This is a genomic window from Paraburkholderia phosphatilytica (assembly GCF_003443895.1).
GTDB classification, from domain to species: Bacteria; Pseudomonadota; Gammaproteobacteria; order Burkholderiales; family Burkholderiaceae; genus Paraburkholderia; species Paraburkholderia phosphatilytica.
This window is the reverse complement of sequence record NZ_QQOA01000006.1, coordinates 165,543-186,586: the sequence shown is the minus strand read 5'-3', so window position 1 is coordinate 186,586 and position 21,044 is coordinate 165,543. Positions and strand designations below refer to the sequence as shown.

Genomic DNA, 21,044 nt, shown 5'->3' with positions numbered 1-21,044 from the left:
CTCGCATTTAAGGCTCTTTTTGAGCATCAGTCAAAATCTAAAATGACTCATTTTGAGCATTTAAGGGTATCTACTGAACGCGCGTCTGCCTTGCAAAGGCTTGAATTTTCCGCACACAAGCAGAAATGCTCAATTTGAGGCAAAATACATGTCGCCGCCTCATACCAGCATCACGGGAAACCCAACGATGAAGGACAAGCCCACGCTCAAGCAGTTGATGGAGATCACGCAGCTCAGCCGGGCGACCATCGACCGTGCGCTGAACAACCGCCCCGGCGTGCATCCGCGCACGCGCAGCGCGGTCGATGCCGCGATCAGGCAGCTGCACGAGCGCGCGGAGTCCCCGCGGCAGCCGGCGCGCGCGCGTCACGTCGCTTACCGGATCCGTCTGCTGGCCCAAGCCGGCGACGCATTCACCGACGAGCTGACGCGCGCCGCGCAGAGTCTCGAAACGGAACTGGCCGATTCGGGCGTGCAGCTGGAGGTGGTGAGCTGCGTCGGCATCTCCGACAGCGAAGTCGCCGAGCGCGTGCGCGAGCTGTCGGCGGACGTGGACGGCATCGGCATCATCTGCACGAACACGCCGGCGACGGTTGCCGCGCTGCGCGACTGTGTCGCCGCGGGCAAAGCGGTCGTCACACTGATCACGGACGTGGATGCGGATGCCCGACACACGTATGTCGGCGTCAACAACCGCGCGGCCGGACAGGCGGCAGCGTTTCTGGTCGGCCGGCATCTGGAGACGCGGCCGTCGCCTTCGGTTGCGGTGGTCGTGGCGACGTTTTCCTACACCTGCCACGAAGATCGCGAGATCGGCTTTCGCTCGTTGTTACGGCAACGCTTTCCGCACGTGAATCTGCTCGAGGTGATCAAGGGCGCGGATTCGGGCGCGGCCACCTATGAAGCCACGCGGCGCTTCATGGAGCAGCACGGCCCGCTCGACGGCATCTACAACGTGGCGGGCGGCAACGAGGGCCTGGCGGCCGCGTTGCGCGAAAAGCACCTGGCGGGCAAGACGCTGTACGTGACGCACGAAGTCAACCGCGTGACCGAGCCGCTGTTGCGCTCGGATGTGATCGACTATCTGCTCACACAGGACCTGAAGCTGCTGCTGAAAACGGCGGTCGAGAATCTGACGGCGGTATCCGACGGGTTGCAGGCGCCGGCGCAGGCCATCATTCCCATCGAGACGTATTCGAGGTATTCGTTGTATTGAGCGCCGGCGTCGCGCGTTACGTCATGCCGCTCCACCCTGCGATCACAACTCAGCACGAAAACTCGACCACGTAGTAGTGCCCCTCGACGCGTCGCGCGTGCCATCCGCACGCCGAAAACTCCGCCACATCCTGAGGCGACTGGCTGCGCGCCAGCGCGATCACCTGGTCGGTTTTACCGCGCGCGAGGGTATCCGTTTCGTCGTACGCGACACGGCTTTCCACGCCATCGCTCTCGTCGCGGTCAGTGGGTTTGAAGACGATGAACGTGCGCTTCGGATCGGCCATCTTGAAGCTCGCAACACGCAACCGGTATTCGATCGGATCGCGGTCGATGCGAGGCGCCGACGCGAACAGCGTATCGGTTGAATCGATCCAGGGCATGACCGCCATCCACGGCGTGTAGATGAAGATCGCCGCGACCACGGCGGATGTAAAGCCCAGCAACTCGCGACGTTTCACCGCGGCAATCATCCTCACGACGAGCCACAGCGCGACAACCGCCATCGCGACCCAGAGGAACGGCACGATTTCGAACGCGCCGTTCGCGATCGACAGCCGGATCAGCAAGGCCACGGTGACCGCGGTGCTGATGAGCGGCCAGTCGAGCGAATCGGAGCGGGTAGCAGTTGGCATGAGATCGCTTCAGCATGGCACGTGCCGGGCAGCAGCTACGAGGGCCCCGCGTAACGTGTTCGGACTCCACCGATTGTGCGGCAAAACAGGACACAGTGTTCCGGCGCAGCCGGCTGATCGCGAGCCCATTTTCCCCGATACTTCATTTCGGATACGTGCGATTGCCATGCGGGAATCGGCACGCAACAAACAGCATCTCCCGACGAATCACTCCGACAGCAAACCGACTCGAAGCGTCAAGCGCTAGACGTCAAGCGCTGAACGCATCGCGCACCTGTCTGTCGGATCAAACGAACACACGAAAACGGACACTATTGTGAGCGCAAATCTATCCAATGCGCGCAGCCGTGTTGCCCTCGCCGCTGCCGCGATCGTCGCGGCGCTGGCGTTCAGCGGCTGCGCGAGCGTCGGCGACGTCGCCGCCGGTCCCGGGCCGAACGCCTACTCCGTCACCGCGGAGGCAACCGGTACGCGCCTCGCGTGGGCGCACGCGCATGAAAAAGCCGTCGACGCCGCACAGCAGTACTGCGGCAAGCAAGGCCTGCAGGCGATCGTCCGCCCGGCCGGCACCAGCGGCGTCGGCAGTCTCGAACAGCACACCGCCACGGTCACGTTCGAATGCCGGGCGCGCTCGATGGCGTGAACTCCGCGCAAGCGGCCTCGTAACCAGGTACAAGGAGCAGCCCATGACCGAAAGAGTGATCAAGCAACCCAACGCCGATCATCCGATCACGATCGAGCCGACACGGCACCGCGTCGTCGTGCGTTTCGCGGGACACGTGATCGCGGATACGACCAACGCGGTCACGGTGCGCGAAGCGAGCTACCCGCCCGTGCAATACATTCCGCGCGCGGACATCGACTTCTCGGTGCTCACGCCCACCGATCACGAAACCTACTGCCCTTACAAGGGCGAGTGCAGCTATCACAGCATCGAGGTCGGCGAACAGGGCGCGGAAAACGCGGTATGGGCGTATGCGGACCCGTACCCCGCGCTCGAGCAGATACGCGATCATTTCGCGTTCTACCCGAACAAGGTCACGATCGAGGAGAGCGCGCGCTGACGCGTTCGTCATGCCGTGACACACAACATCCTGACCCGGGACGCGCTCAGTTCCGGCCTGTTCCTGAAGCTCTTCGAAGGCGTCGCGGAAGAGTTGCGCTGGGACCGTGCAAGGCTGGAAGCATCGCTGCGCGAGACGATGGCGCTGCGCCCGCCCGGGGATGAAGTGTGGCTGTTCGGTTACGGCTCGCTGATCTGGAATCCGCTCGTGCATTTCGACGCGCGCCGCGTCGCGACGATTCATGGCTGGCGGCGCAGCTTCTGCATGCGAACCATCATGGGACGCGGCTCGCACGACGTGCCGGGCAGGATGCTGTCGCTCGAAGCGGGCGGCACAACGACCGGCGTCGCGTACCGTCTGCCCGCGCAAACGCTCGACGAAGAACTCGCGCTGCTATGGGTTCGCGAAATGCTGACAGGCGCGTACCGCCCGATGTGGATCGACGGGACCTTCGACGATGGGCGCCAGTATCCGGTGCTGGTGTTCGTCGCGAATCCGGGACACGCGTTTCATGAAGACGACGCATCGGTCGCGCGCGTGGCGCCGCTGATCTCCTGCGCGAGCGGCGTGCTCGGCTCGAATGCCGAATACGTGATGCGGCTCAGCGAATCGCTGGTCGCGCTTGGCGTGCGGGATAGCTACATCGAGGCGCTGACGGCGGAGCTGCAGGCATTGCAGCAGAACAGTCACGACAGCAAGGACGGAAGCGGCCATAGCGCGTTCGACGCACCATGCTAAGCCAGGCGGGCCCATCCGCGCATCAACGCTCGAACATCACGCCGCGTTGGCCACGATGAGCCGGTTGCGGCCCTTGGCCTTGGCGCGATACAGCGCCTGATCGGCGAGCTTCACGAGCTGGTCCGGCGTGGACACGGCGCCGCCCGCTTCGGCCACACCGATACTCGCGCTCACCGGAATCCACGCGCCGCCGTGCGACACCGGGCTCGACGCGATCGCGCTGCGAATCCGCTCGCCGAGCGTCGCGGCGGCATCCAGCGGCGTCTCCGGCAACATCGCGATGAATTCCTCGCCGCCGTAGCGCGCAAGCAGATCCTGCTCGCGCATCAGATCGTCGACGGTGGTCGCGACCGCGCGCAGCACCGCGTCGCCCGCCGGGTGACCGTAGTGATCGTTGATGCGCTTGAAGTGGTCCAGGTCGAAGATCAGCACCGACAGCACGCGGCCCGAACGACGAAAGCGCGCGAACTCTTCGGCGAGCCGCTCTTCCGCGTGACGCCGGTTCGCGATTCCGGTCAGCCCGTCGCGAATCGATGCCTCGCGCAATGCGGCGACGGCCTTGTCGCGCGCGCGCTGCGCGATCGCCAGATCGGTGACCTCGGTGATGGTCACGCACACGGCGATCACTTCGTTGTTCTCGACGAGCGGAAAGAATCCGCAGTCCTGCTGCATCCAGTCGAGGTCGCTCGTGATCGGCCGGTCGTGAGGAAAGCGGAACAGGTACGGCCGGTGCTCCCACGACGTGAACGCGTCGATGCGCAGCTGGAACACCGTTTGAAGCTTCTTCTTGAGCCACGCGACCGGCAGCTCGGGGAACAGCTCGAACAGCGACTGGTCGAGCGCCTTGTCGGCGCCCACGCCGCTGCGGGTGGCCATGAAGCCGTTCCAGATCTTGATCCGGTAGTCGCGGTCGACCGCGAACACGCCGCAGTTCATGCGCTGCAACGCGAGCTCGTGCAGCCGAGCCTGCGAAACCGGGTTCACTGGATCGTTGGCCATCGTGCGGTTCAGAGCGCCGCCAGGAACTGGTCGATCGCGTCACGCAACTGCTCGACCGCGTGTTCGTCGAGCAGTACGACGAGATGCGCGGTAAAGCCGCTGTCCTGCACCGCCACGTTGATGTCGAGCAGCAGCGCGCGCGTAAGCTGCGCATCGCCGGGCTTCACGACATCAACCACGAAGTCGGACGCGTCGATCACACGCGGCACCGAAAACGTCGGCACGCGTTGCAGCTGCTCCAGCAGGCCCGAAATGCAGGCGCCGGTCAGCAGGTTCGCAATCTCGAACAGCAGTTCGCGCGACGTCGCGCTGCCGTGGTGCGACGCGTCGTCCGCGCCATAGATCGCCTCGCGCAGACTGTGGTCGCCCGGGTGATCGAACACCACCATCACCTCGCCCGCGATGTCCGCGCGAAAACTCTGCCGGAACGCGCTGACCTCCGCGCATTCGCCGGTCAGCTCGCGGATTTCCCGTTCGAGTTCGTCGCAGTCGACGAGGCTGATGCGCGGAATCGACAGCGTCACGAAACAGTCGAGCAGCAACGCAAGACGCGAAGCTGCCGCACCCATGCCGATGTTCGCGATCTCCTGCAGCGCATCGCGCTGATCGCTGCTGAGCATGTCGTCATTCATACAGACCATACTCCTTGAGGATGGGCAACAGCTTTTCGGGCGAGACCGGCTTGTCGACGAACGCGATCGCACCAGACTCGAGCGCGCGTTCCCGCGCGCCCTGCTGGATGTCGGCGGACACGATGATCACGAACGTGTTCAGATCTTCGCGGCGCAACTGGTCGAGCACGTCGAAGCCAGTCATACCCGGCATCGTCAGGTCGAGAAACATCACGGAGGCGCGGCCTTCGTGATAAGCGGCAATGGCCTCCACGCCGTTGGTCGCCTCCGAGATGGTGACGTCCCAGCCAGCGGGAAGCGAACGGATGAGCAGCTTGCGAGCAAGCGTGGAATCATCGCAGACGAGAATTGGAAGAGCCATACAAGTTGCTTCGAACGGAAAGATTCAGTGAGGTTATCGACACGTTGCGGCAATTGCTTGATCCGGGTTGCACCGATTGGACGCATGCCGCCATCGCGGCCCTGCATCTGTCACGGTATTCCGTTTCAAACACGCGTTCATAGATAGAGTCCATCGAACAGCGACCGCCCGTGTCCACCGGGGAACAGCGCCGCGAGTTCAGCGTCGGCGGGAAACTCGCCCTGTTCGACGCGTTCCGCGACGCGCAGGAGCGTGCCGAGCCGTCCGCCGTACCCGACGATAGCGTCGCGAATCGCGGGCCCGACCGCGAGGTCCTTGATGAAGCACTGCGCATCGATGCCCTGCGGAATATGCGCGAGCGACAGCAATGCGGAAAGATACGCTTCCTGCTGCAGGCTTTCATCGTCCGGGGCGATCTTCTGCACGACACGTTCCATGAAATTCGCGCGGCGCGTGACGAGCTGCACGAGCGGATCGGCATGCCCGTCGGCGACCGCGCCGTACAGCATCAGACAGCACCAGCGGGTCAGCTGCCGCATGCCGACCATCGACAGCGCCTGGCGCACCGACGTGATCTCCGACAGTTGCGCGCGCGGCCGGTTGCCATTGTTCGCGAGGCGCAGGATCTGCACGGTCAGCGACGGCGCGGCCTTCAGCGCGCGCTCGATCTCGTCGATGCGCGCCTCGTGCAGCACGAGGTCGAGCACACCGAACAGCGCCGACGAACTGATGATCGCGCCCCGGCCTTTGACCAGCTGCGGCCGCGTGAAATAGAAACCCTGGAACAGGTCGCAGCCGATCTCGAGCGCCTTCATGAAATCTTCGCGCGTCTCGATCTTCTCCGCGAGCACCGTCTTGCCGGCCGCGCGGCACGCGTCCGCGAGCCGTGCCGCCGCGCCGGGCTCCATGAACGGCCAGTCGATCTTCACCATGTCCACGTGCGGCAGGAACGCGCGCACTTCGGGCGTGAGATCTTTCACGTCGTCGAGCGCCACGCGAAATCCCGCCCGCCGCAGCGCGCTGCAACGGCGCGCGAGCGCGTCGTCCAGCTCGCAGGTTTCGAGGATCTCCAGCACCATTCGTTCCGCGGGCAGGATGTCGACCAGATCGCAGTTCAGGAACTCGCCGGTGCAGTTCAGAAAGCCATCGGTTTCGCCGAGCACATTCTCGACGCCGAACGCGCCGAGCAGGTTCTGCACGACGGTCGTCGTGCACGCGAAACCATCGTCGATCTCGGCGGTATCGATCGGTCGGCCGCGAAACAGCAGTTCGTGGCCAACGCAGACGCCCTGCCGGTTCGAGATCGATTGACGCGCGAGAAGTACTTCAGACGTTTTTTCCATTGTCACTTGCTGGCTGATGTCGCCGTCATTCACGTCCACCTCGCGGCAAACCCGTGATCCTGTGTTCGATTCTTTCTGCGCGGCCGTCCCGGTAAAAACTGCCGCGAACATGCTGATGCCAGCTTCGCGGTGCATGGACGTGCCTACGCCACATCCGCTATATCGACAGTTCGGGGCGTTTGCTTCAATGCCTCATGGGCGGCTTGATCGCGGTAAAACGTTTGCGGTTCGCGCTCGCGTGTGACGGGTGACACACGCGGACCTTCACGAAACACCGCGGAGGCCCGCCGCGCAAGGCTATCCGAGAACACGGCACGACAATGAAAACAATGGTCAAATCTTCCGGCCCTGGCGTATTCACCAGGGCATAAATTGCTGGATATGCAGCGTCAATCGCGTCGGCTGCTCACCGCCGGTTGCGATGCCGTTCGTTGCGCAGGAGCGCATCGAGCATCGCGCTCGCCTCGGCAACGAGTTCTGCCATCCGCGGATGGCTCGCCCCGCTCCGGCGCGCGGTCGCGGCGTGACACGGAATGCGCGACGGCCGCACCCGCATCGCCGCGCGCGCATCGAGCGTGCTGTGCACACGTGCGATGACGTGGTCGACGTCGTCGCGCTGGATGCCGGTCAGCAGCGCGGCAAAGCGCGTGTCATCGAGGCGCCCGATGATGTCGCTGTCGCGCAGCACGTCGCGCAACGTGTTCGCGAACACGGCAATGTCGTCTGCCCGGAGTCCGCTGCCGTCCACGCGCGGCTCGATCTGCCACAGGACCAGCACGGCGTCGTGCGCGTCACGCACCGCCATGTCGAGCGCGTGTTGGGCGCACTGCATGAAGCCGCCGGGTTCAGCGGGTAATGGCATCTCGACGTCCCTCGAAATGTAAAACGCTCGTCGCGCCGTGATTGTCGGCCCGATGTGCGACGGCGTTCCATCCAGTTTTTATATCGGCGCCCAGATACGGGCAAGCGTGCTAACGGCATCGTTCCGGCTTTCTTGACCGGCTGCAATGCAATGAATGGCCGCGGCGAATCCTGTCATCGCGGTCATTGCGCTGCGCAGCGGATCGGCCTGACAATCGCTCGCCACCATTCATCTTCCAGGGCCAGCCCGATGCATCACGACGATCTGCAAATCGACACCGAACGCCTCACGCTGCGCCAGCCCACCCGCGACGATTTCGCGGGCAGCCTCGCGATGTGGTCCGACGCGGACGTCACGCGCTTCATTGGCGGCCGGCCGTTCACGCACGAGGAAACGTGGGCGCGGCTCTTGCGCTACGTCGGCCACTGGCAGGTGCTCGGCTTCGGCTACTGGATCGTGCGCGAGCGCGACACTGGCCGCTACGTCGGCGAAGTCGGCTTCGCCGATTACCAGCGCGACCTGGACCCGCCGCTCAACGGCGTGCCCGAAGCCGGCTGGGCGATCGCGCCGCACGCGCACGGCAAGGGCTATGCGACCGAAGCGGTGCGCGCCGCGACGCGCTGGGCCGACCGCCGCTGGCCGGGCGCGCATACGACCTGCATCGTCGATCCGGACAACGCGCTGTCACTGCGTGTTGCAGCGAAGTGCGGCTATGTGCAGACGGGGCGCGCGACGTATCGCGGCAATACGTCGCTGGTGTTCGAGCGGCCGTCCGCGCCGGTTTGAGCCTGCTTCCGTTTTTGCGTATTTTGGATTTTGTTCGGGTAGTCTCCGTGCAACCTCGTTTCACCTGACCCACGGATCTTCATGCAACGACGCCGCTTCTTCGCCTCGCTCGGTCTCGCCACCGCCGCCCTTTCAGCACTGAAAGGACAGACAGCGGCCGCGGCAACGACGCCATCGCGTGCCGATACCGCGAACCTGCCCGGCAATCTCGACGCGACCGCGGCGCTCTATCACTATCTGCAGCGCATCGCGATGCTCGACCGGCAAGGTCCGCAACTGCGCAGCATCATCGAACTGAACCCGGACGCACGGCACATCGCGGTCGCGCTCGATGCCGAGCGGCGCGCCGGTTCGCTGCGTGGACCGCTGCACGGCACGGCGGTCGTCATCAAGGACAACATCGCGACCGGCGACCGCATGTCGACCACGGCGGGTTCGCTCGCGCTCGACGGCATCGAGGCCACCCGCGACGCGTTTCTGGTCGGCAAGCTGCGCGACGCCGGCGCGGTGATCGTCGGCAAGACCAACCTGAGCGAGTGGGCCAACATCCGTTCGTCGCGCTCGACGAGCGGGTGGAGCGGACGCGGCGGCCTTACCCGCAATCCGCACGCGCTCGACCGCAACACCAGCGGCTCGAGCTCCGGGTCGGCGGCGGCCGTGGCAGCCGGTCTCGCCGCGATGGCGATCGGCACCGAGACCGACGGCTCGATCACGTCGCCCGCGTCGATCAACGGCATCGTCGGGCTGAAGCCGACCGTGGGCCGCCTGAGCCGCGACGGCATCGTGCCGATTTCGCACACGCAGGACACGGCCGGCCCGATGGCGCGCACCGTGGCCGACGCCGCGCGGCTGCTCGGCGCGATCGCGGGCAGCGATCCGAACGATCCGGCCACGCTCAACGCGCCGCCGCCCGACGACTATCTTGCGGCGCTGGACCCGCACGCGCTGCGCGGCGCGCGCATCGGCGTCGCGCGCGAGTACTTCACCGAGCACGACGAGATCGACGGTGAGATCGAACGCGCGATCGCGCAGCTGGCCGCGCTCGGCGCGACGATCGTCGATCCGATCCAGCTGTCGAAGGTCGGCTACGGCAACGAAGAGCAGATGGTGCTGCTGCACGAGTTCAAGCACGACCTGCCGATGTGGCTCACGACCTTCGCGCCGCATGCGCCGATTAAAAATCTCGCCGATCTGATCGCGTTCAACGACGCGCATCGCGCCAGCGAGATGCCGTTCTTCGCACAGGAACTGTTCGTTCAGGCGCAGGCGCTCGGCGATCTCGACAGCGATGTGTATCGCAAGGCGCTCGCGGTCTGCGCGAAGGGCGCGCGAGACGACGGCCTCGATCACGCGTTCCGCGCGCATCAGCTGGACGCGATCGTCGCGCCGACGGGCGGCACCGCGTGGCTCACCGATCTCGTCAATGGCGACAGCAGCGGCGACAGCTTTTCGACGCCCGCGGCCGTTGCCGGCTATCCGCATCTGACGGTGCCGGCGGGATTCGTGCGCGGCCTGCCGGTGGGGCTGTCGTTCGTCGGCCCGGCGTGGAGCGAAGCGCGGCTCCTCGCATACGGTCACGCGTTCGAGCAGGCCACGCACTGGCGGCGCGACCCGCAGTTTCTCGCGCAGTCGAGCGTGCCGCCGCTCGGCGGATCGGTGTGATCCGCTATCAAGATTCGCCCTTTGGGTGCCGTCATCCGGGGTAAGCCCGTATCGGGAGACCCGATGCGCTCGCGGCACACTTTGGAGCACGAATCGATGAACGGCAACACCAACGACGACACGGTGCAGCTTCGCGCCGAGTTCCTGCGTCATGACGAACCCGCCGGCAGCGAGCCGAAACATCTCGAGCATGACGTCGCGGTCTACAAGACGCTGCTCGAGTCCACGCGCGCGATTCCGTGGAAGATCGACTGGGCGACGATGGAGTTCGCGTACATCGGCCCGCAGATCGAGGGCGTGCTCGGCTGGGCGCCGTCGAGCTGGAAGACCGTGCAGGACTGGGCCGCGCGCATCCACGAAGAGGATCGCGAGCAGGTGGTGAACTTCTGCGTGTCGCAGTCGCAGGCCGGTTGCGATCACGAAGCCGACTATCGCGCGCTGACGAATGACGGCGGCTACGTGTGGATTCGCGATGTCGTGCACGTCGTGCGCACGCCGGACGGTGGCGTGGAATCGCTCGTCGGCTTCATGTTCGACATCAGCGAGCGCAAGAAGACCGAAGCGAAGGTGCGGCAGCTGCAACGCGAGCTGGAGCAGTTGTCGTTCACCGATGGTCTCACCGGCGCGGGCAACCGCCGCATGGTCGACACGGTGCTGCAACGCGAATGGGACGACGCGGCGCGCGCTGGGCTACCGCTTTCGGTCGTGATGACCGACATCGATTTCTTCAAGTCGTACAACGATTACTACGGCCACCTTCAGGGCGACGAGTGCCTGCGGCGCGTGGCCGGCGTGCTGAAAGCGGCGCTGCGCGAAGGCGATTTTCTCGGGCGCTTCGGCGGCGAGGAATTCGTGCTCGTGCTGCCGAATACGCCAGCCGACGCCGCGATGCGCGTGGCCGAGCGTTGCCGCAATCTGATCCTCGCCGAAAACATCCCGCACGAACGCTCGCCGTTCCGGCAAACCGTCACGGCGAGCTTCGGCGTCGGCACGACCGTGCCGACGGAACAGGGCACGCCGACCGCCTTCCTGAATCTCGTCGACACGCAGCTGTACGCGGCGAAGGACAACGGCCGCGACTGCATCGCGGCGGTCGATGCGAGCAGGCAGCGGACGGTTTGATGGGCTTGGCGTAGTTCGCGGCTGGAAAACTGGCACGCCGCGCTGATGCGCGCGTTGCCCGAGCCGCCTCGTCCGGATGGACAACGTCGCGGATCCGGGCGCGATCGCGGGCAGGCCGGCAACGCACCGGGTTAAAATCGCCGCTTCCGTCTGCGGCTCACATGAGCCCAGCCGCGCCGCGGCGCTGCCCTGCCACCGAACTCCGCCTTATCAGCACGACCCATGACCGATATCGACCACGAACTCCCCGCCGACGACACGCCCGTCTATGAAGACCGCCTCTGGCGCGACGACGGCTGGACAGCACGCGTCATCAAGAACGAAGACGACGACGGCTGGGCCGTCGAGATGATCAAGGACGGCGAGGCCGAACCCGCGCTGGTCGGCCCGTGGACGATGGGCCGCGACAAGAAGAACCCGAAGCCGCTCGACGCCGGGGCATTCCGCACGCTCGTGAAAACGGCCTCCGAGGTGCTGCGCCGTCACGAACAGCAGCGCCATGCGATGCTGCACAAGGAAGTCACCGTCACCGCGAACGGCGAGGACATCAACGTTACGCTCGACATCGTGCCCGACGAGTTCGATCCCTACGCCGACCTCAAGGCCTTCGATGTGTACGGCGCGCAGCTCGCCCACGTGAAGGTGTCCGCGGCATTCAAGCTCAGCAAGACGAGCGCGGAGCAGTGGGTCGAGCGCGAGTTCAGGAAGCCGGATTGACGGGCGGTTGCCGTCCGGCCTGCGCAACAGGCATCACGCCACCGCCGTGCCCCGCTTGCCCACCGGCAGTTCGCGCACGACCACATACTCCGGGTCGTGCCGCTGCTTCGCGAAGATGGTCAGTATCTCGCGCCACGTTTCCCACAGGCCGTCGTAAGGCTTCGGCATCTGCGACGCGACGGCCGCATGAAAACGCGGCAGCGCGTGAAACGGGATGCTCGGAAACATGTGGTGCTCGATGTGGTAGTTCATGTTCCAGTAGAGAAAGCGCACCACCGGATTCAGCTTCACAGTGCGGCTCGACACGCGGTGATCGAGCACATTCTCCTTCAGCCCCGTGTGCTGCGTGAGCGCGCACAGCTCGTGCAGCCAGGTGCCGTATGCGCGCGGCACGAACAGAAACAGGACCGGCAGCCAGCTATGCGCGAGCGCCGCCCACACGAATGCGCCGACGTACAGGGTCAGCATTACGCGTGAGTGGTTGCGCATCGTCCCGTACTCCGCCTCCGGCACCACTTCTTTTGCGCCCCTGGTGACCACACCAAAACTGTGCAGCACGATCGCGCCAAGAAACTGGATGCCGTGCGACACGCGCACGAAGTCCGTCACGAGCTTCAGGTAGCTGAGCGGCCGCCGGAACGCGAGCTCCGGGTCCTTGTACGGTGCGGCCGTCAGATGCGTGAACGTATGGTGCTTCGCGTGCAGCCAGCGGCTATACACCTGCTCGCGCCACGACATGAAGCAGATGATCCAGTAGAACGTTTCGTTTAGCCAGCGAGTCCTGAACGCCGTGCCGTGCCCGAGTTCGTGCGCCGCGGCCTCGCTGAACGCGAACACCGTGCCGTATAGCAGGAACGCGGGAATCGCCCATACGGTGCCGAGCGACTTCCACGCGAGCACACCAGTCGCTACGACCAGCAGCAGAAAACCGCCTGCCTGCATCAGTCCGCGTGCATCGGACCGGCTGGACAGCGCCTTGAGCTGTTTGCGTTCGATGTCGACTCTCAGCCAGTCATTCATGTCGATGTTCATTGCGTCCACTCCGTCGCCTGATGCGTGATCGCTCCGCCGGAGCCGGCGGAGCAGCGTGCTATCGATACGAGCCGGCGTACTTCTGGACCGGCGCGATGTTGTCCCGGGTCACGAAGCTCGGCCCCGAACTGACCGTCGACCCGGTGTAGACTGGCTTCAGGTCGTATTTCTTGAGCCGTGCCTCGACCTTTTTGTCCTGCCGGAGCGCCGCGACGATATGCGCGGGATCGGTCGTCTTGTCGCGGGTGGCGATCGCTAGCGCAGCTACCGACAGATAGCCCTGCAGATACGGCTGCTGATCGATCGCGAACTGGATCTGGCCCGCCTGGATCGCCTTCAGGATGTCCGGCGACAGGTCGAAGGTCGCGACATAAACCTTGCCATTCAGCCCCGCGTCGCTGACGCCGCGCAATACCCCGGTCGCCTGGTCCGGACCGAGCGCGAGAATCGCCTGCGTCGCGGGATGGGTTCGCAGATAAGCCGCCACCTTGCTGCGGATCACCGTCGGGTCTTCGCCGGTATCGATCGTCGCCTGCTTGTAGTCGACGCCGAGTGCGTCGGCGAAGCCGCGGCAGCGGTCCCACAGCGCCTGGATGTCGGCGCCGTGATTCACGCACAGAAAGCTGTGGATGCCGGCCGCCTTCGCCCGCTGGCCCGCGGCCTTGCCGGCGTCGTACTCGGGCTGCCCGACGTGCAGGATCGCGCCCAGCTTCATGCCCATGTCCGGGCCACCGTTGATCGTGACGATCGGAATATGCTTCGCCTTGATACCCGCCAGGCCCTTCTGGATCATCTCGAAGTTCGGCACCGTCGTGATCACGCCGGTGTAATTGCGCGCTGCCGCCTGTTCGAGAATGCGGACCATGTCGCCGGTATCGCCCGTGGGCGGATTGCGGTAGTCCACGGGAACGTTGAAGTCTTCGCTGGCGTCGCGCATGCCGTTCTTGACGGTGTTCCACCAGACGTTCGAATCGGAGCCGTGACTCACCATCACGAAGCGTTCTTCGGCCATCGCCGCGCCTGTCGAAAACCCGGACACGAGCGCGAATGCGGTCAATACGCCCGCAATGCACTTAGTGATCCGAAACGATGTCATGCCCATGATGAATGTCTCCTGATGTAGTTGTCCGGATTCGAGTCGCGCGCCGCCGGGCGGCAAAGCCGTTCAGGGAAGTGGTTCTCTCCGCGTGGCCCGATGGCTAGAATCTAGTTGATCGAATCACGTCGCTCAAACGGTATTTTGAGGATTTTTCCTCATCAGGATCCACGCATGAACGTCAGACGAAAGCCCACCATGGAAGACGTGGCGACGGCCGCGGGCGTCAGCTATTCGACCGTAGAGCGCGTGCTGAACGGGCGCGGCGGCGTGGCGCGCGAAAAGGAAGCCCGGGTGCTGGAATGGGCGCGCAAGCTCAAGCTCGATCGCCGGCTGGACGACGTCTCCGTGCGCTGGCTGCGCATCGTCATCCTGACCCAGCGGCCCACTTCGCCCTACTACGCTGCGCTACGGCAAGGCTTCGAGCTCGCGCAGAAAACCTTCGAGAGTTACCGGGTCACGTGCCATCTGACGTTTTTCGACGACCTCGAGCCGCAGTCGCTCGCGACGGTCATCAACCGCGCGTCGCAGCGCGCCGACGGGATGATCATCGTCGCGTACGAGCATCCGATGATCGTCGACGCGGTTTCGAAGGTCGCGCAAAAAATGCCGGTCGTCACGCTTGCCAGCGATCTGCCGGGTACGGGCCGGCTCGCTTACGTCGGCATCGACAACCGCTGCGCCGGTCGTATTGCGGGTGAGCTGATGGGCAAGTTTCTCGGCAACGAAGGCGGACAGGTGATGGTGATCGCCGGGCTGCGCACCTATCTCGGTCACGAAGAACGCGACGGCGCATTCCGCTCAGTGTTGCGGCGACGCTTTCCAGCGTGCGAAGTAGTGAACACCGTGGAGAGCCACGAAGACAAGGACTCGACCGAGCGCCTCGTGCGCGATGCATTCCGGCGTTACGCGGCGCTACGCGGCATCTACAACATCTCGGTCGGCGACGACGGCATTGCGCGCGCATTGCGGGCGCTGGGACACGAGCATTCGACGATTCTGATCGGCCACGAACTGACCGACATCAGCCGCACGCTGCTGGTGGAAGGCGTGATGGACGCGGTGCTCGACCAGAGCCCGTTCGTCGAGGCCGTTCGCGCGGTGGAGGCGATCCTCGGCCACTATCATCGCGGCACCGCGTCGGGGCTGCCGCTGCAGACACCGCTATCGATCTACCTGCAGGAGAACCTGCCGCCGGCGGGTCAGCGGTAGCAACGCATCGCCGAACGGTCGCGGCGAGTCCAGTCGAATCCGGCCGATCACCTGGCGATCCCGAATCGCCGCACTGAATCCGTACAGGCACGGCATCGTCCAGCCGACATGCCTGTGTGCGCCAGCGAACATAAAACCGCATTTGCAACTGGAGAGGCGCACCGCGTCATCTACTCTCAGCCGCTAGGACCGTCAGTTTTCCGAAGAATCCTGCCGCTGACAGTTCCTACCCAGAATACCGAAGGGCTCGATGCGATATCGCATTCCGGGCGTGAGTCGTAGCGCGGCTCCGTCCGGTCGAAGAAAGCCAACCGGAGTGTACAAGAATGAAAACGTGGATCTATGCCAGTGCGGCATTGCTCGGGCTGACGGCCTGCAGCAGCTGGAACTCGAGCACGCAGCTTAAATCCGGCGCGCTTGCAGACACACCGTACGTCGCGGCAACCGCAGACCTGCGGTTCGTACTCGCCCGCCCCAAATCGATGCTGCAAGGTGCATCGGGCGCATCGGCAGGCACGGCAGTCGATCGCGACCTGCCCGACGCCGATCCGCTCTATACCGTGTGCGCCGAACCCAGTCCGGACATCGCCAAGGCGCTGTCCGATGCGATCACCGCCAGCGTGAATGCGACCGCCTCCGGCCTCAAGGCGCTAGGCGGATCGGGCGCCTCCGCGTCGCTGACGCCTTCGGTAACCGCGAGCCAGAATGCAGCAATCGCGGAGATCGGTCGACGTCTCGCCACGACCCAACTCCTTCGGGACGGGGTATATCGGTTATGCGAGGCTTTCGCAAACGGTGCGATCTCGCGCGAAGAATATGCGCTCGTGTTGAGCCGCTACGGCGACACCATGGTCACGCTGCTTGCGATCGAAGGACTCACCGGCATGGCCGATACGCAAACCGCGGCATCAGCGACGTCGAACGCATCCGTTCCAGCACCCGCGTCCGATGCGAACAAGGGCGACGCAACTGGTGGCACGCAAAACACCGACAAGTCGAAAACCGGCGCGCAAGGCGGCAATCAGCAGACCTCGCTTCGAGCGGGCCGGCCCGGGTTCGTTCGCACTGCGGCAGAAATGCTCGCCGCTACGCCGGCGCAGCCTGGAGCGGGAACTGCAGCCGCACCGGCGAATGCCGGTGCGCAACCCTCGCATACGGGCAACGGGCAAGCACATAACAACAACCACGCCCAGGCGGCCACAGCGACGCCCGCTTCCGCCGCAAGCGAGCCAAAGACTGGCAGCGCCAGTTCCGACAAGGCGGCGATCGCCGATGCCGTGATCAAGTTGCAGCAGAACTATCTGCAGCAGTCCGCATATGCCCCGCTCATCGTTCTGTGCACCTACGAACTTGCATGGGCGAGCGACCCGAGCCGTACGCAAAAACCGAATGATGACATCGTGAAGGACTGCAACGCGATCCTGCTGAGCACCGTACAAATCGCGAGTACGTCCTTGCACAAGGCCGCAACGGCCACGGGCGCTTCCGCCGCGCATTGACGTGTTGCCGCCTGCGTGCGCGTTCGCCTTCCTTACGCGTCCCGAAACCAACGATGGATGGCGCTGCAGCCCGTTTTCATTTGTGGACTGATGCCATTCCTGATGCCTTCTACGAGGTGACGCCATGAAGCAACGCCTGTTCGTCTGTTGCGATGGTACGTGGAATTCAGATAGCGATGAATTTCAGGGCGTCCCCGTTCCGACGAACGTCGTGCGCTTCTATAACTCCGTGAGAATCGGCAACATCGGAACGTGCGAGCAGATGGCCTACTATCACGTCGGCGTCGGGGCTAACGTGGGGCGCATTCCGCGAATGATCGATGGCGCGTTCGGGCTCGGGCTCGCACGGGACATCCGCAGCGCCTACAAGTGGCTCTCGGATCACTACAGCGACGGCGACGAGATTTTCATCGTCGGCTTTTCGCGAGGGGCATTCACCGCACGCAGCCTCGTCGGTATGCTGCATCACTGCGGCCTCGCGAAAGCCGACGCATCGCAAACTGCCGAAGATGCGGGACACACTGCCAAAAGTGCTAAACAGCGGTCCAAACAGGAGAATCAGCGGGTCGAGAAAGAATGGGGACTTGTCAAGGAAGCGTGGCAGCTCTATCGGCTCGATCCCACTCGACAGGCTAACCTCGATCGTCAACAACAGTTTCGCGAGGAGCATGGTAAATGCCCCGCGATCCGTTTCCTGGGCGTCTGGGACACGGTCGGAGCGCTCGGTATTCCGGAGAGCTTCGATCCGCTACGGATTCTTGCCGGCCGCTATCGCTTTCACGATCTCGGACTCGCGCCGGAAGTCCAGCGCGCCGTTCAGGCACTCGCGATTGACGAAGAGCGCAACAACTTCTTTCCGACGTTGTGGGAATTCAAGGAACCGCCCGAACCTGGGCGCGTTTCGCAAGTATGGTTTCCGGGTGTTCACGCAGACGTGGGCGGAGGCTACCGCGAAACGCAGCTTTCGGATTTCACGCTCAAATGGATGATCGACGAGGCCACAACGTGTGGCGCGGTATTCGAACCTGACATGCTGGCTCAGGTCGATTCCGCAACGAAGAACTTCGGCGCATGCATGCACTGCGTAGCACACAACTCGCTGACAGGGCTGTTTCGCGAGATCGGCTATCGTCCCCGATCGGTTCCGAAAATTGCCCCTGGTGTCGGTCGCAACGAGCAACAGATATCGAACATCGCGCTGGCCCGTCAACTGAATCCTCCAATCGCACAGGCACCCTATCGACCCAACGCTTCACCGTTCGACAGCGGCGGTATCGTGGTACGAGTATTCGCGCGCCCTCTGTGGAACTGGACTGGCGTCTACATCGAAAAGGACAACACCTACAGTTTTCAGGTGTTGCCCAACCAGGGCTGGCTTGACTGGCATCTGCCCTCTGGCGCGGACGGCTGGCCGCCCAGCTGGTTCGGCTCGTTGATGTCGTGGGCCAAACGTGACAAAGACGCCAACTGGTTCGAGTTGTGCGGGGCGATCATGGTGGAGGGCGAGCCAACCGTGGGAGGCGTGCCGCCCGCACCGTATCTGATCCGGATCGGCAACACGCGTGTCTTCAAAGCGGAAGATTCCGGATACCTGTATTGCTTCGCGAACGCTATACCAGGAACGTACTGGAAGAACCGGGGCAGCGTACTTGTGCGCATCGTTGCCAGCAAGTCCGCGCAGAACCCGCCGAACACTCCAGTGAGCGAACCCGCGCCGCCGCCGACTCTGGCCTCGCCCGTCACCCCAGGAGGCAGCGGAATCGAGTAGCCGGATTCGACGACACGGCGCTCCACATCGAACAAAGCGCGCGTAGCAAAAACGGAGGCCATGTGAACTACATCACACGACCTCCGTTATTTCATCGCACCTGCCCAAAACTCACCCGTAGCGGCGACAAATCCCTGCTGCGTCAGCCGACGATATCGCTCGTATACACGCGGCGCCCGCGCAGCCGTTCGACGATGCGTTCGAACGCGGTCCACTGCTGCGCGAGTACGCCTTCGCCGTAGCTGCGCGCCGTGCCCTGCGGCGCGGCGAGCTGGTCGCGGATGCCGGTGGGTTCGACCTCGCGGTTCCACGACGCGGTGCCGAACATCATGTCCCACCACGGGAACAGCACGCCGAAGTTGCAACCGTACCGCGTGCCTTCATGACCGTAGCCGATCGCATGGTGACGGCGATGGAACTGCGGGCTCACGAGAATCCGCTCCAGCACCCAGCCGAACGGCAGGTTCGCATTCACGTGCTGCACGCTCTGCAGGAAGTTGCCGACGGCGACGAGCACGACGAACTGCGACGGCTGCACGCCGATGAAAAGCGAAATCGCGGCAAAGAACGCAGCCTGGATGATGTCGTCGACGAAGTGGTTGCGATCGTCGCACCACAGCGACATCTGCTGCTGGCTGTGATGCACCGCGTGCAATTCCCACCACACTCCGAAGCGGTGCTGCCAGCGGTGATACCAGTAACCCGCGAAATCGAGCAGGATCAGATAGATCGTGAACGACACGAGCGGCTGGTCGGTCACGCCCGGCCACACGCTGTCGATGTCGATGTTCGGGATGTTGTGGATCGTCATCAGGCTCTGCAGCTGGAAGAACAGCGGCTGCAGCAGCATGAAGAATACGAGGTTGATCACGCCGAGCTTGCCGATCCACGTGTAGATCACATCCGCGCGCAGCACGCGCCGGTTCTGCCACGTTTCGAGCGGGCGCAGCGCTTCGAGCGGACGCAGCAGCACGTACATCAGGACGACCTGCAAGCCGCCGATGACGACCCAGTAAAGCGCGTCATAGGTGTCTTCGTCGTAGCCCATCCAGCCGAACTTGTAGAACAGCGGCTGCACCACGTCGATATAGAGCAGGGTCTGCAGCCACGAGACACCGTTGTCGAGCTGCGCGATCACCTCATGAATCATGCAAGTTCCTCGCGTTGATCAGTCCGGATTGGGCGCGTACACCGGCGCCGCGTCGGCAAAATAGATGCCGTGCGGCGAGCGGCCCACCTCGATCGTGTCGATCAGCTTGTGCGAAGCCAGATCGATCACGCCGACGTGCCGCGCGAAACGGAACGTCACCCATAGATAGCGCTTGTCCTTCGAGAGTTCCATGTCGTCCGGCCCCGGCATCAGCCCGGTAATGTCGGCGACTTTCGTCAGCGTGTTGTAGTCGAGAATGCTGATCGTGCTCGACACCCGGTTCGACACGGCGATGTGGCTGCCGTCGTCGAGATTGCGGAAATTGTGCGCGCCGCGGCCGGTCTGGATCCGCTTCACGACCTGCTGCGTGCGCGGGTCCACCACGGCGACGTCGTCTTCGCCCGTCATGCCGACCAGCAGGTACTTGTCGCCCGGCGTCATCCACAGGCCGGCCGGCGTGTTGCCGACCTTCATCTTCCAGCGCACGGTTTGCGTGGCCAGATCGATCGCCGCGACTTCGCCCGTGTCCTGCAGCGTCACGTATACCGTACGACTATCCGACGAAAACGTCATGTGGCTCGGCGTTTTTCCGAGCGGAATGCGCTTTGCTAACGATACGTTCTGACCGTCGTAGTGATACACGTCCACGCGGTCGAGGCGCAGCCCCGCCGTCACGAACCATTTGCGGTCGGGCGAAAAGCCGAGCTGATACGGATCTTCGATGTCCTCGACCGTGCGCTGCACGCGGCCATTCTGCGGATCGACGAACATCAGGTTGTTGGACACCGAATCCGCGACGATCAGCGAATGGCCGTCCGGGGTAATCATCAGGTGGTGCGGTTCCTTGCCGGTGGGCTGGGTGGACAGCACCTTGTGCGTGGCCTCGTCGATCAGCGTGAGCCGGGCTTCGCCGGAATCGAGCACGATGACTTCGGTGGCATGGGCGACGCCGCCGGCGAGACACGCGCAACCAAGCGCAGCCGCCGCGATCCGTCGCAGGCTAATCAGGGAAAAGGGGGAAACGGGCATAGTGCGGAAATGGGATGAGGGGTACGGCAGCCGCCATGTTAACGCGCGAACCGTGCCTTGCGATGACGCGCGACGCGCTTTCCGCAAGAAAAAATGCCCGACAGCCCGAGTTTTTCCGCCTA

21 protein-coding genes are annotated in these 21,044 nt (G+C 64.0%); 11 read left to right on the top strand and 10 right to left on the bottom strand.

Annotated elements, in window-relative coordinates:
- The first annotated feature begins 187 nt into the window (after positions 1–187).
- Positions 188–1,216 carry a LacI family DNA-binding transcriptional regulator gene (locus DVS29_RS08915; RefSeq protein ID WP_118180076.1) on the top strand — a complete coding sequence of 343 codons (1,029 nt, stop codon included), beginning with the start codon at positions 188–190 and terminating at the stop codon, positions 1,214–1,216.
- 49 nt (positions 1,217–1,265) lie between these two features.
- Here DVS29_RS08915 and DVS29_RS08910 read toward each other — a convergent pair whose 3' ends face one another.
- Positions 1,266–1,850, bottom strand: coding sequence for a hypothetical protein (locus DVS29_RS08910; protein WP_118180075.1), 585 nt, complete (start codon positions 1,848–1,850; stop codon positions 1,266–1,268).
- 316 nt (positions 1,851–2,166) lie between these two features.
- Here DVS29_RS08910 and DVS29_RS08905 point away from each other — a divergent pair, with 316 nt between their 5' ends.
- From DVS29_RS08905 to DVS29_RS08895, 3 genes are read left to right on the top strand one after another with little or no spacing between them, the layout of a single operon-like run.
- A complete protein-coding gene (locus tag DVS29_RS08905) occupies positions 2,167–2,493 on the top strand; it encodes a hypothetical protein (protein ID WP_118180074.1) in 327 nt (108 codons plus the stop codon).
- Positions 2,494–2,536: 43 nt separating this feature from the next.
- Positions 2,537–2,914: a DUF427 domain-containing protein gene (locus tag DVS29_RS08900; protein ID WP_118180073.1), complete on the top strand. Its 378-nt coding sequence runs from the start codon at positions 2,537–2,539 to the stop codon at positions 2,912–2,914.
- A gap of 15 nt (positions 2,915–2,929) precedes the next feature.
- Positions 2,930–3,652, top strand: coding sequence for a gamma-glutamylcyclotransferase (locus tag DVS29_RS08895; protein WP_240655519.1), 723 nt, complete (start codon positions 2,930–2,932; stop codon positions 3,650–3,652).
- 36 nt (positions 3,653–3,688) lie between these two features.
- Here the strand turns inward: DVS29_RS08895 and DVS29_RS08890 are convergent, their stop codons facing one another.
- The 5 genes from DVS29_RS08890 to DVS29_RS08870 all read right to left on the bottom strand — a co-directional run bounded on the left by DVS29_RS08890 (position 3,689) and on the right by DVS29_RS08870 (position 7,849).
- Positions 3,689–4,651, bottom strand: coding sequence for a GGDEF domain-containing protein (locus DVS29_RS08890; RefSeq protein ID WP_118180072.1), 963 nt, complete (start codon positions 4,649–4,651; stop codon positions 3,689–3,691).
- 8 nt (positions 4,652–4,659) lie between these two features.
- Complete coding sequence (locus tag DVS29_RS08885; RefSeq protein WP_164707874.1) at positions 4,660–5,283, bottom strand: chemotaxis protein CheC; 624 nt, start codon at positions 5,281–5,283, stop codon at positions 4,660–4,662.
- Complete coding sequence (locus tag DVS29_RS08880; protein ID WP_118180070.1) at positions 5,276–5,644, bottom strand: response regulator; 369 nt, start codon at positions 5,642–5,644, stop codon at positions 5,276–5,278. Before DVS29_RS08880 ends, DVS29_RS08885 begins: the two co-directional genes overlap by 8 nt.
- 137 nt (positions 5,645–5,781) lie before the next feature.
- Entirely contained in the window at positions 5,782–6,987 is a 1,206-nt protein-coding gene (locus DVS29_RS08875; protein ID WP_240655518.1) for an EAL and HDOD domain-containing protein, read from the bottom strand.
- 406 nt (positions 6,988–7,393) lie between these two features.
- The gene (locus tag DVS29_RS08870; protein WP_118180069.1) at positions 7,394–7,849 is read right to left on the bottom strand and encodes a diguanylate cyclase domain-containing protein; all 456 of its coding nucleotides are present in this window, start codon (positions 7,847–7,849) and stop codon (positions 7,394–7,396) included.
- Between the two features lie 249 nt (positions 7,850–8,098).
- Between DVS29_RS08870 and DVS29_RS08865 the strand changes: the two genes are divergently transcribed.
- The 4 genes from DVS29_RS08865 (at position 8,099) to DVS29_RS08850 (ending at position 12,136) form a co-directional block, all read left to right on the top strand.
- Positions 8,099–8,635: a GNAT family N-acetyltransferase gene (locus DVS29_RS08865; RefSeq protein WP_118180068.1), complete on the top strand. Its 537-nt coding sequence runs from the start codon at positions 8,099–8,101 to the stop codon at positions 8,633–8,635.
- 81 nt (positions 8,636–8,716) lie between these two features.
- A complete protein-coding gene (locus DVS29_RS08860; protein WP_118180067.1) occupies positions 8,717–10,297 on the top strand; it encodes an amidase in 1,581 nt (526 codons plus the stop codon).
- Between the two features lie 96 nt (positions 10,298–10,393).
- Positions 10,394–11,419, top strand: a complete 1,026-nt coding sequence (locus DVS29_RS08855; protein ID WP_118180066.1) for a sensor domain-containing diguanylate cyclase — start codon at positions 10,394–10,396, stop codon at positions 11,417–11,419.
- Between the two features lie 222 nt (positions 11,420–11,641).
- The gene (locus tag DVS29_RS08850) at positions 11,642–12,136 is read left to right on the top strand and encodes a hypothetical protein (RefSeq protein WP_118180065.1); all 495 of its coding nucleotides are present in this window, start codon (positions 11,642–11,644) and stop codon (positions 12,134–12,136) included.
- A 33-nt stretch (positions 12,137–12,169) separates the two neighbouring features.
- Here the strand turns inward: DVS29_RS08850 and DVS29_RS08845 are convergent, their stop codons facing one another.
- Positions 12,170–13,168 carry a fatty acid desaturase gene (locus tag DVS29_RS08845; protein ID WP_118180064.1) on the bottom strand — a complete coding sequence of 333 codons (999 nt, stop codon included), beginning with the start codon at positions 13,166–13,168 and terminating at the stop codon, positions 12,170–12,172.
- 58 nt (positions 13,169–13,226) lie between these two features.
- Positions 13,227–14,264, bottom strand: coding sequence for a sugar ABC transporter substrate-binding protein (locus tag DVS29_RS08840; protein WP_164707882.1), 1,038 nt, complete (start codon positions 14,262–14,264; stop codon positions 13,227–13,229).
- A gap of 174 nt (positions 14,265–14,438) precedes the next feature.
- On the opposite strand from DVS29_RS08840, the gene DVS29_RS08835 reads away from it, so the two are divergent.
- From DVS29_RS08835 to DVS29_RS08825, 3 genes are all read left to right on the top strand, one after another.
- Positions 14,439–15,476: a LacI family DNA-binding transcriptional regulator gene (locus DVS29_RS08835; RefSeq protein WP_118180062.1), complete on the top strand. Its 1,038-nt coding sequence runs from the start codon at positions 14,439–14,441 to the stop codon at positions 15,474–15,476.
- Between the two features lie 326 nt (positions 15,477–15,802).
- Positions 15,803–16,975 carry a hypothetical protein gene (locus tag DVS29_RS08830; RefSeq protein WP_118180061.1) on the top strand — a complete coding sequence of 391 codons (1,173 nt, stop codon included), beginning with the start codon at positions 15,803–15,805 and terminating at the stop codon, positions 16,973–16,975.
- 124 nt (positions 16,976–17,099) lie between these two features.
- Positions 17,100–18,743, top strand: coding sequence for a DUF2235 domain-containing protein (locus DVS29_RS08825; RefSeq protein WP_118180060.1), 1,644 nt, complete (start codon positions 17,100–17,102; stop codon positions 18,741–18,743).
- A 142-nt stretch (positions 18,744–18,885) separates the two neighbouring features.
- Here the strand turns inward: DVS29_RS08825 and DVS29_RS08820 are convergent, their stop codons facing one another.
- Both DVS29_RS08820 and DVS29_RS08815 read right to left on the bottom strand, forming a co-directional pair.
- Positions 18,886–19,893, bottom strand: coding sequence for a sterol desaturase family protein (locus DVS29_RS08820; RefSeq protein ID WP_118180059.1), 1,008 nt, complete (start codon positions 19,891–19,893; stop codon positions 18,886–18,888).
- Between the two features lie 18 nt (positions 19,894–19,911).
- Entirely contained in the window at positions 19,912–20,922 is a 1,011-nt protein-coding gene (locus DVS29_RS08815; protein WP_118180058.1) for a YVTN family beta-propeller repeat protein, read from the bottom strand.
- Positions 20,923–21,044: the final 122 nt, after the last annotated feature.